This window comes from Devosia sediminis (genome assembly GCF_016411825.1).
Lineage (GTDB): Bacteria > Pseudomonadota > Alphaproteobacteria > Rhizobiales > Devosiaceae > Devosia > Devosia sediminis.
On sequence record NZ_JAEKMH010000004.1, the window covers coordinates 270713 to 284897 of the forward strand.

12 protein-coding genes are annotated in these 14185 nt (G+C 64.4%); 5 read left to right on the top strand and 7 right to left on the bottom strand.

Features of this window, described 5'->3' with window-relative positions; genetic code table 11:
* Positions 1–37 precede the first annotated feature (37 nt).
* From atpD to JEQ47_RS17045, 5 genes are all read right to left on the bottom strand, one after another.
* Complete coding sequence (atpD, locus tag JEQ47_RS17025) at positions 38–1477, bottom strand: F0F1 ATP synthase subunit beta (protein WP_198877618.1); 1440 nt, start codon at positions 1475–1477, stop codon at positions 38–40.
* Between the two features lie 21 nt (positions 1478–1498).
* Entirely contained in the window at positions 1499–2386 is an 888-nt protein-coding gene (locus JEQ47_RS17030; protein WP_198877619.1) for a F0F1 ATP synthase subunit gamma, read from the bottom strand.
* 22 nt (positions 2387–2408) lie between these two features.
* Positions 2409–3944: a F0F1 ATP synthase subunit alpha gene (atpA, locus tag JEQ47_RS17035; RefSeq protein ID WP_198877620.1), complete on the bottom strand. Its 1536-nt coding sequence runs from the start codon at positions 3942–3944 to the stop codon at positions 2409–2411.
* Positions 3944–4504, bottom strand: coding sequence for a F0F1 ATP synthase subunit delta (locus JEQ47_RS20820; protein ID WP_198877621.1), 561 nt, complete (start codon positions 4502–4504; stop codon positions 3944–3946). The genes atpA and JEQ47_RS20820 overlap by 1 nt, the downstream gene beginning before the upstream one ends.
* Before the next feature lie 626 nt (positions 4505–5130).
* Entirely contained in the window at positions 5131–7299 is a 2169-nt protein-coding gene (locus JEQ47_RS17045) for a primosomal protein N' (RefSeq protein WP_198877622.1), read from the bottom strand.
* Positions 7300–7423: 124 nt separating this feature from the next.
* Between JEQ47_RS17045 and JEQ47_RS17050 the strand changes: the two genes are divergently transcribed.
* The 4 genes from JEQ47_RS17050 (at position 7424) to JEQ47_RS17065 (ending at position 11401) form a co-directional block, all read left to right on the top strand.
* Positions 7424–7618, top strand: coding sequence for a hypothetical protein (locus JEQ47_RS17050; RefSeq protein WP_198877623.1), 195 nt, complete (start codon positions 7424–7426; stop codon positions 7616–7618).
* A 162-nt stretch (positions 7619–7780) separates the two neighbouring features.
* On the top strand, positions 7781–8710 hold the full coding sequence (locus JEQ47_RS17055) for a tyrosine recombinase XerC (protein WP_198877624.1): 930 nt from the start codon (positions 7781–7783) through the stop codon (positions 8708–8710).
* A gap of 143 nt (positions 8711–8853) precedes the next feature.
* Positions 8854–9801, top strand: coding sequence for a DMT family transporter (locus tag JEQ47_RS17060; protein WP_198877625.1), 948 nt, complete (start codon positions 8854–8856; stop codon positions 9799–9801).
* Between the two features lie 91 nt (positions 9802–9892).
* Entirely contained in the window at positions 9893–11401 is a 1509-nt protein-coding gene (locus tag JEQ47_RS17065; protein ID WP_198877626.1) for a hypothetical protein, read from the top strand.
* Between the two features lie 96 nt (positions 11402–11497).
* On the opposite strand, the gene JEQ47_RS17070 is transcribed toward JEQ47_RS17065, so the two are convergent.
* Complete coding sequence (locus JEQ47_RS17070) at positions 11498–12442, bottom strand: alpha/beta fold hydrolase (RefSeq protein ID WP_198877627.1); 945 nt, start codon at positions 12440–12442, stop codon at positions 11498–11500.
* Positions 12443–12570: 128 nt separating this feature from the next.
* On the opposite strand from JEQ47_RS17070, the gene JEQ47_RS17075 reads away from it, so the two are divergent.
* Positions 12571–13290, top strand: a complete 720-nt coding sequence (locus JEQ47_RS17075) for a helix-turn-helix transcriptional regulator (protein ID WP_198877628.1) — start codon at positions 12571–12573, stop codon at positions 13288–13290.
* Between the two features lie 67 nt (positions 13291–13357).
* Here JEQ47_RS17075 and JEQ47_RS17080 read toward each other — a convergent pair whose 3' ends face one another.
* Entirely contained in the window at positions 13358–14140 is a 783-nt protein-coding gene (locus JEQ47_RS17080) for a succinate dehydrogenase iron-sulfur subunit (RefSeq protein WP_198877629.1), read from the bottom strand.
* Between the last annotated feature and the right edge of the window lie 45 nt (positions 14141–14185).

A 14185-nucleotide genomic window follows, 5' to 3' on the forward strand; every position in this document is an offset into this window, starting at 1 on the left:
GGTCCGCCGCGCACGGCGAACCCAATCGGCAGAAAGCTTAGGCGGCCTGGGCAGCCAGCTTCTGGGCCTTGGCGACGGCGTCGTCGATGGTGCCGACCATGTAGAAGGCAGCTTCCGGCAGGTGGTCGTAGTCACCACGCACGAGGCCAGCGAAGCCCTTGATGGTGTCTTCGAGCTGCACGAACACGCCCGGCGAACCGGTGAACACTTCGGCCACGTCGAAGGGCTGGCTCATGAAGCGCTCGATCTTGCGGGCGCGGGCCACGGTCAGCTTGTCTTCTTCGGAGAGCTCGTCCATGCCGAGGATGGCGATGATGTCCTGGAGCGCCTTGTACTTCTGCAGGATCGACTGAACCTGGCGGGCGGTATCGTAGTGCTCCTGGCCGACGACGTTGGCGTCCAGAATACGCGAGTTCGAAGCCAGCGGGTCCACAGCCGGGTAGATGCCCTTTTCCGAGATCGCGCGGTTGAGCACGGTCGTCGCGTCGAGGTGGGCGAAGGTGGTGGCCGGGGCCGGGTCGGTCAAGTCGTCGGCGGGCACGTAAACGGCCTGCACCGAGGTGATCGAGCCCTTGGTGGTGGTGGTAATGCGTTCCTGCATCGCGCCCATGTCGGTCGACAGCGTCGGCTGGTAACCCACGGCGGACGGGATACGGCCCAGAAGAGCCGACATTTCGGCGCCGGCCTGGGTGAAGCGGAAGATGTTGTCCACGAAGAACAGCACGTCCTGGCCCTGGTCGCGGAAGTGCTCGGCGACGGTCAGACCCGTCAGAGCAACGCGGGCGCGGGCGCCGGGGGGCTCGTTCATCTGACCGAAAACGAGGGCGCACTTGGAGCCGGCGGCCGAGCCACCGTTCTCATGCGGGTCCTTGTTCACGCCCGATTCGATCATTTCGTGGTAGAGGTCGTTGCCTTCGCGGGTGCGTTCACCGACGCCCGCGAACACCGAGTAACCACCATGCGCCTTGGCGACGTTGTTGATCAGTTCCTGGATCAGCACGGTCTTGCCCACGCCGGCGCCGCCGAACAGGCCAATCTTACCGCCACGAGCGTAGGGAGCGATCAGGTCCACGACCTTGATGCCGGTCACCAGCACTTCGGCTTCCGGGGACTGTTCCACGAAGGACGGAGCCTCCTGGTGGATTTCGCGACGGCCCGAGGTGACGACCGGACCGGCTTCGTCAATCGGCTCGCCGATGACGTTCATGATGCGGCCAAGGGTCTCGTCGCCGACCGGCACCGAGATCGAAGCGCCGGTATCGGTCACTTCGGTGCCGCGGACCAGACCTTCGGTCGTGTCCATGGCGATGGTGCGCACGGCGTTTTCGCCGAGGTGCTGGGCAACTTCCAGCACCAGGCGCTGACCATTATTGGTGGTTTCAAGCGCGTTCAGGATGGCGGGCAGGTGATCGTCGAACACCACGTCAACGACGGCGCCAATGACCTGCGAAACGCGACCGGCCTTCTTCTCTGCCATTTGTTCGTCCTCGCTGATGGGTTAGAGCGCTTCCGCGCCCGAGATGATTTCGATGAGTTCTTTGGTGATCTGGGCCTGGCGCTGGCGGTTGTAGCTCAGCTGCAGCTTGTTGATCATTTCGCCGGCATTGCGGGTGGCATTGTCCATGGCGGACATCTGCGCACCGTAGAACGAGGCGGAGTTTTCGAGCAGGGCGCGGAGCAGCTGCACCGAGATGTTGCGCGGCAACAGGTCCTCGACGATGGCTTCTTCGCTCGGCTCGTATTCGTAGGGCACGGCCGACGCGGCGGCTTCGCCTTCGCCCTGTGCCTTTTCCAGCTTGGCCGGAATGATCTGCTGGGCCGTCGGCACCTGCGAAATCACCGAGCCGAACTTGGCGAAGAATAGGGTCGCGACGTCGAATTCGCCGGCGGCGAACATGGCCAGCACCTTGTCGGCAACCTGGCTCGCCTGGGTGAACCCGACCTGCTTGATTTCGCGGAAGTTGAACGTATCGACGATCAGTTCCGGATACTGGCGCCTGAGAATGTCGTGACCCTTGCGGCCCACGGTCAGGATCTTGACGGTCTTGCCCTGGGCCAGAAGCTTCTGGGCATGGTCGCGGGCAAGACGGGCGATCGACGAGTTGAACCCGCCGGCGAGACCACGCTCACCGGTGGCGACCACCAGCAGATGCACCTGGTCCTTGCCGGTGCCGCCGAGCAGCACCGGTGCGTTTTCCTGGCCATCATAGACGGCGCCGAGGGCAGCCAGCACCTTCCCCATGCGCTCGGCATAGGGACGGGCAGCTTCCGCGGCTTCCTGGGCGCGGCGGAGCTTGGCCGCCGCGACCATCTGCATGGCCTTGGTGATCTTCTGGGTCGATTTGACCGAGTCGATCCGGTTCTTAAGATCCTTTAGCGACGGCATTGCCTGTCGTCTCCTTCAGGGCTCAGGCCGCGTAGGTCTGCTTGATCGAGTCCAGAGCCGACTTGAGCTTGGCGCGCGTGTCGTCGCTCAGAGCCTTTTCGGTGGCGATGGTGGTCAAGAGATCGGCATGCTTGGAGCGCAGGTTCGACAGGATGTGCTTTTCGAAATCCTGCACCTTGTTGACCGGAACCGAGTCCAGATAGCCCTGGCCGCCGGCAAAGATCACCGCGACCTGTTCTTCGGTCTTGAGCGGCGAGAACTGCGGCTGCTTGAGCAGCTCGGTGAGACGGGCACCACGGTTCAGCAGGCGCTGGGTGGCGGCGTCGAGGTCCGAACCGAACTGGGCGAAGGCGGCCATTTCGCGATACTGCGACAGTTCGCCCTTGAGCGAGCCGGCAACCTGCTTCATCGCCTTGACCTGGGCTGAACCACCCACGCGCGACACCGAGAGACCGACGTTCACGGCCGGACGGATGCCCTGGAAGAACAGATTGGTTTCAAGGAAGATCTGGCCGTCGGTAATCGAGATCACGTTGGTCGGAATATAGGCCGACACGTCGTTGGCCTGGGTTTCGATGACCGGCAGCGCGGTGAGCGAACCAAGACCATGGTCTTCGTTCATCTTGGCGGCGCGTTCGAGCAGGCGGCTGTGGAGGTAGAACACGTCGCCGGGATAGGCTTCGCGGCCCGGCGGACGGCGCAGCAGCAGCGACATCTGGCGGTAGGCGACGGCCTGCTTGGTCAAGTCGTCATAGGCGATCACGGCATGCTTGCCATTGTCGCGGAACCACTCGCCGATGGCGCAGCCGGTGAAGGGCGCGATGTACTGGAGCGGCGCCGGGTCCGAAGCGGTCGCGGCGATGACGATCGAGTACTGCAGCGCGCCGGACTCTTCGAGCTGACGCACGAACTGGGCAACGGTCGAGCGCTTCTGACCCACGGCAACGTAGATGCAGAACAGCTTGTCGGTGTCCGAAGCATTGGCTTCATGGGCCGGCTTCTGGTTGAGGAAAGTGTCCAGAATGATGGCGGTCTTGCCGGTCTGGCGGTCACCGATGACCAGCTCGCGCTGGCCGCGGCCGATCGGGATCAGCGCGTCGATGGCCTTGAGGCCGGTGGACATGGGCTCGTGCACCGACTTGCGCGGCAGGATGCCCGGAGCCTTGACGTCGACGCGGCGGCGTTCGGTGTGAACGATCGGGCCCTTGCCGTCGATCGGGTTGCCGAGGCCGTCGACCACGCGGCCGAGCAGGCCCGGACCCACCGGGGTGTCCACGATGGCGCCGGTGCGCTTGACGACGTCGCCTTCCTTGATGGCACGGTCGGTGCCGAAGATCACGACGCCGACATTGTCGGTTTCGAGATTGAGGGCCATGCCCTTGACGCCACCCGGGAACTCGACGAGCTCACCGGCCTGGACGTTGTCGAGGCCGTAGACGCGGGCAATACCGTCACCGACGGAGAGCACCTGACCGACTTCGGAAACCTGGGCTTCCTGGCCGAAATTCTTGATCTGGTCCTTGAGGATCGCAGAGATTTCCGCGGCTTTGATGTCCATTATCCGACCTCTTTCATGGCGATCTTCATCGCAGCGAGTTTTGTCTTGAGGGATGAGTCGATCATCTGGCTGCCGACCTTCACTTGAAGGCCGCCGATCAGCGAGGGATCAACGAATTGATTGAGCGTCACCGTCTTGCCCAGCTTGGCCTTGAGCGTTTCGGCGAGGGCCGCGGCCTGCGCATCGGTCAGCGGGGCAGCGGAAGTCACTTCGGCCGTGGTTTCGCCACGGGCGGCGGCGGCCAGCTCGCGGAACACGGCGATGATGGTGTCGAGCGCGAAGAGACGCCCGTTCCTGGCCACGAGGCGCAGGAAATTGCCCACCAGCGGATTGACCTTGGCCTTGCCCAGAATGGCTTCCAGGGTCGACGCCTTGACGTCGCCGGAGATCACCGGGGAGCGGAGATAGCGCGAGAAATCGTCGCTTTCACCAATGAGCCTCGAAACATCCGAAAGGCCGGTTTCGACCTGGGCCAGCTGGTTCTCGCTCTGGGCGAGATCAAAGAGCGCCGACGCGTAAGGCCGCGCAATCTGGGTAAGCACTGAATTCTGCGCTGCCAATGCCGCTTCACCCTCTCTTGGTCCGACCCAGTTATTGGCTCCGTTGGCCGGAACCCGGGCGGGTTTTTGTACCTTGGACGTGCTCGGAAACGGGCCGCGAGCCGGACCCCTTGAAATTCGCGCCCGCTCTAACACAGGCCAAGCCGGCCATGCAAGGCTCCCCGGGGGGATTCGATGGTGTCGAAAGTGTCGCACTTCGAAGCGTGGCCGCGAGGCCCGAGATGCGCCAGTGGCGCGGCGAGAGCGGAGAAGGCCATGAGGGCTATGCCCGAATGGCGGCAGCCGGCCTAACGGGCAGAATCTCCCCGGCGGGGAGATTCCAGGCGAGACGGCCATGAGAGCTACGCTTGAATGGCGACAGCCATGCTTTGCATCCACCGCCCAATTCGCACAGACGTGCCGTATCGGCCCGCGCCGTTACGAAGGCTTAAGGTCTGTGCTCGCATTATGTCCTTGTGATCTTCTGATCGCCGGCCGGTCTTCTGACCGGATAGGGGGCGCAGCGGGCGGTTGGGATGGCTGGGTAAGCACACCGCCCGCCGCTAGCCTCGGTCATCACTCCGTGGCTAACCCCAACTTGCGGTCCAAAGGTAAAGGATGTCTTGCGCCCGCGCGACGTCCCGCCGTCACATGAAACTCATCGGATCGATGTCGACCTGGACTTTGATGTCGCCCTTGGGCTTTTCCGCATTGCCCAGCCAGAAGCGCATATAGCCCGAAAGATCGAAATCCTTGCCCGATTGCGCCAGCAGCCGCACCCGGTGGCGGCCGCGGATCATGGCAATGGGCGCGTCGGCCGGCCCGAACAGCCGCACGCCCTCGGCCATGGGCGCGGCAGACAGCAGCGCCTTGGCATAGGCCATGGCCGCCTGCTGCTCGTTGGCGGAAATGATCAGCGCCGCCAGCCGGCCGAAGGGCGGCATGCCCCCCGCCTCCCGCGCCAGCATTTCCTGCGCATAAAAGGCTTCACGATCGCCCGAGACCATGGCCTTCATCACCGGATGATCGGGGTGATAGGTCTGGAGGAACGCCTTGCCGTGGCGGCTTGCGCGCCCGGCACGCCCCGCCACCTGGGTGAGGATCTGGAAGGTCTTTTCGGCAGCGCGCGGATCGCCATGGGCGAGACCGAGATCGGCATCGAGCACGCCCACGACCGAGAGCTTTTCAAAATGGTGGCCCTTGGAAACGAGCTGCGTGCCGATGATGAGGTCGTATTCGCCCCGCTCGATCTCGGCAAAACGCTCGCGGAGCTGGGCATGGCTGCCCATGTCGGTGGAGAGCAAGACCCGGCGCGCATCGGGAAAGCGCGTCGCCGCTTCCTCGGCAACCCGTTCGATGCCGGGCCCGACGGCCACCAGGCTCTCGGTATCGCCGCATTCGTCGCAGGTCTTCGGGGTCCGCCGCTCATGCCCGCAATGATGGCACATGAGCACGCCGCGGAAACGGTGCTCGACCATCCAGCTCGAACAGTCCGGACATTGATATTGGTGCCCGCAGGAGCGGCAGAGCGTCAGGGGCGCATAGCCGCGTCGATTGAGGAACAGAAGCGCCTGCTCGCCCCGGTCCAGCGCCGCGAACACCTCGCGCGCCAGGGATGGGGCGATCCACTCGCCCTTTTCCGGGCCGTTGATGCGCATGTCGATTGCGGTGACGTCGGGCATGGCCGCTTCGGCGAAGCGGCTTTCCAGCGTCACGTGGCTATAGCGCCCGGCATTGGCATTGTTGCGCGATTCGACGGACGGGGTGGCCGAGGACAGCACCACCCGCGCCTGCGCCAGGTTGGCGCGGACCACGGCCATGTCGCGGGCATGGTAGGTAAAGCCGTCGGATTGCTTGTAGGCCCCGTCATGCTCCTCATCGAGCACCAGTAGCCCCAGTTCGCGGAACGGCAGGAACAGCGCCGAGCGCGCGCCCACCACCGCCCGCACCGAGCCATCGAGCACGCCGCGCCAGACTTTTGCGCGCTGCACCGGCGTCATGTCCGAATGCCACTCGGCCGGGCGCGTCCCGAAGCGCCGGGTGAAGCGGTCGATGAAGGTGTTGGTGAGTGCGATTTCGGGCAGCAGCACCAGCGCCTGCCGCCCGGCGCGCAAGGTATCGGCCACGGCCTCGAAGAAGACCTCGGTCTTGCCCCCGCCGGTGACCCCATCGAGCAGGGCGACGCCAAAGCCGTGGACATCGAGCGCCAGGATCTTGTCCAGCGCCGCCTGCTGTTCGGGATTGAGCGTGGCGGGGTTGTCGTCCGGGTCGGGCGGCATGACCACGGGCGGCGCCGGGATTTCCAGCTTTTCGACCGCCCCCGCCCGCTCCAGCCCATCAATGACCGAGGACGAGACCCCGCTCGCCCCGATCAGCGCCGGCTTGGGCCAGGCCATGTCGTCCATCAGCGTGTCGAGCACGCGCAGCCGGGCCGGGGTCAGCTTTTCCGGCTCGTGCCCGGTGCGGCGATAGGCAATGACCGGTTTGGGCGCATCCAGCGCCTCGGGCGAGCGCAGCACCCCGCGCAGCACCTGGCCGGGCGCGGTCAGCGTGTAGCGCGCCACCCATTCGACGGTGCGCAGCAATTCCTCGGACAGCGGCGGCACATCAAAGGCATGGGCTATATCGCGCAGGCGATTGTGGGCGATGAGGTCTTTCGGAACACCCCAGACGACTCCCAGGATCAGCCGCGGCCCCAACGGCACGGCCACGATCGAGCCGCGCTCCACCATCATGCCCTCGGGCACGCGATAGCTGTAGGGGCCTTCGACGGCCACCCCCACCATCACAGCAACAATGTCCGGGCGATCGATCATCTGTGCCTGTTCTGTTCGCACCGCCGTGCCGGCAATGCAAGCGATTCTGCGCCACTTCCATGCTGACACGCCCTGACGCGATGTTCACTTAGTGTTCATGGCAGGACGGATGAGGAGAACGACCATGAATGCCCATATGCATCACCCCGCGCACCAGGATATGGAGTCTATTGCCCGTGACGCCAGCCTCTATGACTGGCTGATCGACCGCAGCCGCGCCCGGCGGCCGGACACCATCCCGGGCCATCTCCATGCAGATCTCGGCCTTGCCCCGCGCGAACGCCAGCGCGACTGGTCCGGCTGGCGGCCGTTTGGGTGAGCTTTGGCTCACGAATCCTCGCCCCATCGTCATTGCCCGGCTGGACCGGGCAATCCAGTTCTCGGCCGCATGGACCACCCGATCAAGTCGGGTGGTGACGACACTGGAGAGGTCTGCGACATTTCCAGACTTTTCTAACCAACCGCCCCTATCCTTACCCGCATGACCGACAGCGCCTTTGCCACCGATGATTTTATCCGCAGCCGCATCGACGCCTGGCTGCGGGACCTGGGGTCCGTGCGGCGGCTGGCGCCGAAGACGCTGGAGGCCTATGGCCGCGATCTTGGCCAGTTCATGAGCTTCCTCGCCGGCCATATGGGCGGACCCGTCACGCTCCAATCGCTGCGGGACCTGCGCGGCGCCGATATCCGCGCCTTCATGGCGCAGCGCCGCTCGGAAAGCCTGGGCTCCCGGTCGCTGGCGCGGGTGCTCTCGGCGCTGAAGAGCTTTTTCGGCTTTCTCGAGCGCGAGGGGATCCTCGCCACCGAGGCGTTCAATGTCATCCGCACGCCCAAGATACCCCGCTCGCTGCCCAAGGCACTGACCGTGGTCGAAGCGAAAAACACCATTGCCGCCACCGACGAGATGGAGGACCGGCCCTGGGTCGCCGCCCGCGACATGGCGGTCATTTCGCTCTGCTACGGCGCGGGCCTGCGTATTTCCGAAGCCCTGTCGCTTTCCAAGGCGGACCTCGAAGCCGATACGCTGCGCGTCACCGGCAAGGGCGGCAAGGTGCGCATGGTGCCGCTGATCGCGGCGGTGCGCCAAAGCATCGACACCTATCTCGGATTGGCGCCGTTCAAGCTCTGGCCCGAGGACAAGCTGTTCCGCGGCGTGCGCGGCGGCGTCCTCTCGCCCCGGCTCATCCAGATGCGCATGGAGCAGTTGCGCTCGGCCCTCGGCCTGCCGCCATCGGCGACCCCGCACGCCCTGCGCCATTCCTTCGCTACCCATCTCCTGGGCAAGGGCGGCGACCTGCGCGCCATCCAGGAACTGCTGGGCCATGCCAGCCTCTCGACCACGCAGATCTATACCCAGGTCGATACCGAGCACCTGCTCGAGAGTTACGCCAAGGCCCATCCGCGCGGCTGAGTGGGTGGCATAATCACCGTTCCGCCCCTGGGCTCGAACCGAGGGCAACTATGGTACCCGGCGCGTCGCTGGACGGAATTGCGCGTGGCCGGCTTTGAATAGGGTGCGATCGGGCCTATTGCTGGCGCAAAGGATCCTGCCGCATGACCACGACCTCCCCCGCCTCCCCCCAGCCCAGTATCGACACGGCAGGCTATCTCCTGGCTTTGGGCGGCGCGGCGCTGTTTTCGACCAAGGGCATCTTCATCAAGCTCGCCTTTGCCGCCGGCGTCTCCACCGAAGCGACGCTCGCTTTGCGCATGCTGGTGGCCCTGCCGGTTTATCTCGTCATCCTGGTCTCACTGCTGCGGCGCAACCCGCAGGTCCGCAGTCTCATTACGCCTGCCCGGCTCGCCGCCAGCATGGCCGTGGGCGCGTTGGGCTATTACCTTTCGAGCTATCTCGATTTTGCCGGTCTCGCCTTCGTTTCGGCCCAGTATGAACGGCTGGTGCTCTTCACCTACCCCTTTTTCGTGCTGCTGTTCGGCGTGTGGTTCTTCGGCGACCGCATGAGCTGGAATCTCGTGCCGCCCATGCTGCTGAGCTATGGCGGGCTGATGGTGATCTTCGCCTGGAACCTCACCGTTCAGCCCGATGGACTGTGGATCGGCACGCTGCTGGTGCTGGGCTCGGCCCTCACCTTCGCGCTCTACCAGCACCTGGCGCGGCTGCAGATGCTGGTGCTGGGTTCGGCGCTCTTTACCTGTATCGGCATGTCCACCGCAGCGGTGCTCGCTATCGGTCAGAGCCTCATCGTCGACGGCGTCGAGAGCTATTTCGATTTCACCCCCTACATCTGGTTCCTGGGGCTGATGCTGGGCATTTTCGGCACCGTCCTGCCCTCCTTCCTGCTCAACGCCGCCATCACCCGCATCGGCGCCCGCGCCACCTCGTCCACCGCTTCCTTCGGCCCGATCATCACCATCGTGCTGGCCGTGGTGATCCTGGGCGAGGCATTCACCTGGGTGCATGCCCTGGGCACGGCCATGGTCCTTTTCGGGTCCTGGCTCTTTGCCCGGCGCGAGAGCCGCAATCGCGCCATCGCCGAATAATGCGCGAGCGCTTTCCCACTTCTGGCTGCCATAAAGCCGCTATAAGATGGTGCTCACTGGGGCGACAAATGTGGTTGAGGGAGAACAGCTTATGCGTACATTCAACAAGTGTCTGGGCGCCACCGGCCTGGCGCTGATCCTCGTCGCGGGCCTCGTGGCACCAAGCCAAGCGCAAAGCGGCGCCGATATCGACTTCGGCGACGACAGCTCCGAATGGGCCAATGACGGCGAATGCGACGACCCGCGCTTTACCGGCGAGGGCATGGCATCCGAGCTCGAAGACGCCGATATCGGCAAGGACGCCACCGATTGCCAGGCGGCCTTCGACGCCGGCTCCATCACCTTGGCCGAGACTGGCGAGATCGCCGGCGACCCGCCCGTGGGCAGCGGCGATATCGACTTTGGCGACGACACGTCCGAATGGGCCAATGACGGTGAATGCGACGACATGCGCTTTACCGGCGAAGGCATGGCCGCCGAACTCGAAGATGTCGATGTCGCCCGCGACGCCACCGATTGCCGCACCGCTTTCGAGGCCGGCACCATCACCCTGGCGGAGCCCGACGAGGGCGATGCCGATGCCACCGAACCGGTGACCACGCGCCCCGAAGATATCGACTTCGGCGACGACACATCCGAATGGGCCAATGACGGCGAATGCGACGATTCCCGCTTTGCCGGATCGGCCATGGCCGAGGAACTCGAAGACGCCGATATCGGCCACGACGCCACCGATTGCCGCACTGCCTATGAAGCGGGCGAGCTGACGCTGGTCGACACGGTCAGCATCACCCCGACCCCGGGCCAGATCGATTTCGGCGATGATTCTTCCGAATGGGCCAATGACCAGGAATGCGACGATCCGCGCTTTGCCGGTTCGGGCATGGCCAGCGACCCGACCGACGAAGACATCCTGCGCGACGCCACCGATTGCCGCACTGCCTATGAAGACGGCACCATTACCCTGGCCGAAGACGCCCCCGACCAGCCCATGACCCCGGTCTCCGGCTCGGTGCTCGAAGCGCTTGCCGCCCGCATCGACTTCGGCGACGACAGCGGCGCCTGGCCGAACGATGGCGAATGCGACGATCCGGACTTCTTCGGCGCCGGCGTCGTCACCGACCCGTCCGACAGCGAACGCCTGAAGGATGCCAGCGATTGCCGTGCCGCCTTCCTTGCCGGCAATGCCGCGCTCAAGTCGGGCAGCGACCTGGGCGGCATCTTCGACTTCGGCTCGGACACCTCCGAATGGGCCAATGACGGCCAGTGCGACGACTGGCGCTTCACCGGCGAAGGCATGGCCAAGAAGCTCTCCAGCATGGACGTGCTGGGCGATGCCAGCGACTGCCAGGCGCTGGTGAACAGCGGCGAGATTTCGATCAAGCCGGTATTCGACCCCAACTATGTGCTGGGCGCCCCCTATGACTCCTCGGGCGTCAATTTTGGCGACAATTCCTCGAGCTACGCCAATGACAATATCTGCGACGACCCCCGCTTCGAAGGCCCGGGCGTCGCTTCCACCCTGCTCGACAGCGATCTCGAAAAGGACTCGGCCGACTGCCAGGCTCTCTTCGAGCAAGGCAAGATCACCCTGCGCTGATCGTCCGGGACATAAGTCCTGGACCTCATGGATGAACGGCGGGACCTCGGTCCCGCCGTTTCCGTTTCAGGCCACCCGATCGGCCCCGGGGCGCCATCAGGCAGCGCCGTTGCGCGCCAGCCAGTCGAGAATCAGCCGATTGGTTTCTTCCGGCATTTCCTCCTGGATCCAGTGGCCGCAATCGAGGCTCGCGACCTCGACATGGGGCACGAAGTTTATGAGCGTCGCGGATTTCGGGATCACATCGCGGTCGCCATAGATCATCAGCGTAGGCTGGTGAATGATCGGATCGACCTTGCCGAGCTGGTGCCAGTTGCGGTCGAGGTTGCGGTACCAGTTGATGCCACCGGTGAAGCCGGATTTCTCGAAGGCCGAGACATAGACGGCCAGATCGCTGTCGCTCATCACCGGCGCGCCGAGTGCGGTTTCCGCCTGGGCGAGATTGATCATTGCCATGCCCGGTTCGGGCGGCGTGGGCGGCACGTCTTTCCGATAGAGGTTGCGGAGGAAACGCTCAGCATTCAGGTCCAGCACGGCGTCCGCCATGCCGGGCTGCCGGTTGAAGTGGACCATGTAATAGTCGCTGCCCAAAAACTGTTCGAGCAGGTCGATCCACGGCACCTCGCCGCGCTCCTGATAGGGCAGGCTGAGATTGATCACCCTGTCCACTCGGCTGGGATAGAGCATGGCCAGCCCCCAGACGACCGACGCGCCCCAATCGTGGCCGACAAAGGTGGCACGGGCATAGCCGTAGTGATCGAGCAGGGCGACGAGATCACCTGCCAGATGCTGGATATCATATTGCTCCACCGCGGCGGGTCGGGACGAATTGCCATAGCCGCGCTGGTTGGGCACGATGACATGGTAGCCCGCCCGGGCCAGTGCTGACATCTGGTGGCGCCAGGAATAGGCGTGTTCAGGCCATCCATGGCAGAGCACTATCGGGTTTCCCCTGTGCTCTCGCCCTGCTTCAAAGACTTCCAGTTCGACACCATTGACCGGAATGAGGGACGGCTCGGGAAAATCGGTTGCGCTCGACACGGGGTATTCCTTTTTGGCTTGAGTCGGTGCGGCAAGCCTCCCGACATCCTGGTCCGGCGGCGCTGCGCCGGCATGGCCTAGAAACCAATGGTGCCAGAACCTGACACCGAAGCGCGCGAAGTTGGGGCATGAACGTTCGCATTCGACATGACGCTATCGTGCGCAGCCTGCGCCGCAACGGCACCTCCACCGTGGCGGAGCTGGCCGCAGCGGTCGGCGCCTCCCGTCGTACCGTGCTGCGGGACATCAGTGCGCTGCGTGACAACGGCTTCGTCATACATTCCGAGCCGGGGCGCGGCGGCGGCCTGCAGCTTGATCCGCAATCGATGCAGACAACCCCAAGGCTTTCGGTGACCGAGGTCTTTGCCCTGCTCATCAGCGTCGCCTCGATGCGCGCCGCCGGCAACCTGCCCTTTGCCGGATTGGCCGATCAAGGACTTGCCAAGATCGAGCGGGCCCTGCCGCCCGACAAGGTGAGGGACCTGCGCCGTCTCCTCGATTGCCTTTATGTCGGGCAGCTTTCGCCGCTGGTGGACATATCGGACCTGGCGGGAATGGACCCCACCCTCTTGCCCGCGTTCGAAACGGCGTTTCTGGGGCGCAGGCACCTGGGCTTCCGCTATCGCGACGCAAAAGGCGCCGAGAGCCACCGTCTTGTCGAACCGCACGCGCTGCTGATCCTGCCGCCGCTGTGGTATCTGGTGGCATGGGATCCGGCGCGTGGCGATTTCCGATATTTCCGGATGGATCGGATCACCCGGCCCGAGGCTGTCGAAGGGGTCGCGTTTCAACGGCGGCATGTTGCCTTCGACCAGCATGTTCGCCCGGTCCGCGACCTGTCGCGATAGGCTGGCGCAAACGAAAACCCCCGGCCAACGGGACCGGGGGCTTGTCTCGACCGAGGGACGGAAGCGATCACGCCGCCTTGCGCTCGACCATCATCTTCTTGATCTGGGCAATGGCCTTGGCCGGGTTGAGACCCTTGGGGCAGGCATTGGAGCAGTTCATGATCGTGTGGCAGCGGTAGAGCTTGAACGGGTCCTCGAGATTGTCGAGGCGCTCCTGCGTGGTCTCGTCGCGGCTGTCGATCAGCCAGCGATAGGCCTGCAGCAAGGCCGCCGGCCCCAGATACTTTTCGCCATTCCACCAATAGCTCGGGCACGAAGTCGAGCAGCAGGCGCAAAGGATGCACTCATAGAGCCCGTCGAGCTTGGCGCGGCTTTCCACCGACTGCGTCCATTCCTTTTCCGGCGTGGGCGAAGTGGTCTTGAGCCAGGGCTCGATGGCGCGGTGCTGCGCATAGAAGGTCGTCAAGTCGGGGACGAGGTCCTTGACCACGGGCATATGCGGCAGCGGGTAAATCTTGATGGGGCCCGAACTGTCATCCATGCCCTTGGTACAGGCCAGCGTATTGAGCCCGTTGATATTCATCGAGCACGACCCGCAAATGCCCTCGCGGCAGGAGCGGCGCAGGGTCAGGGTCGGATCGATCCGATTCTTGATATAGAGCAGGGCGTCGAGGATCATCGGGCCGCAATCGCCCAGATCGACGAAATAGGTGTCGATGCGCGGATTGTCCTCGGTATCGGGATCGTAGCGATAGACGTGGAACTCACGCAGCCGCGTGGCCCCTTCCGGCTTGGGCCAGGTCTTGCCCTTTTGCGGCTGGTCGGCCTTGCGCAAAGTCAGTTCGGCCATTTTTTCGCTTCTTCCTTCTCAACAAGGCCGTTGGGTGCGGCCCAG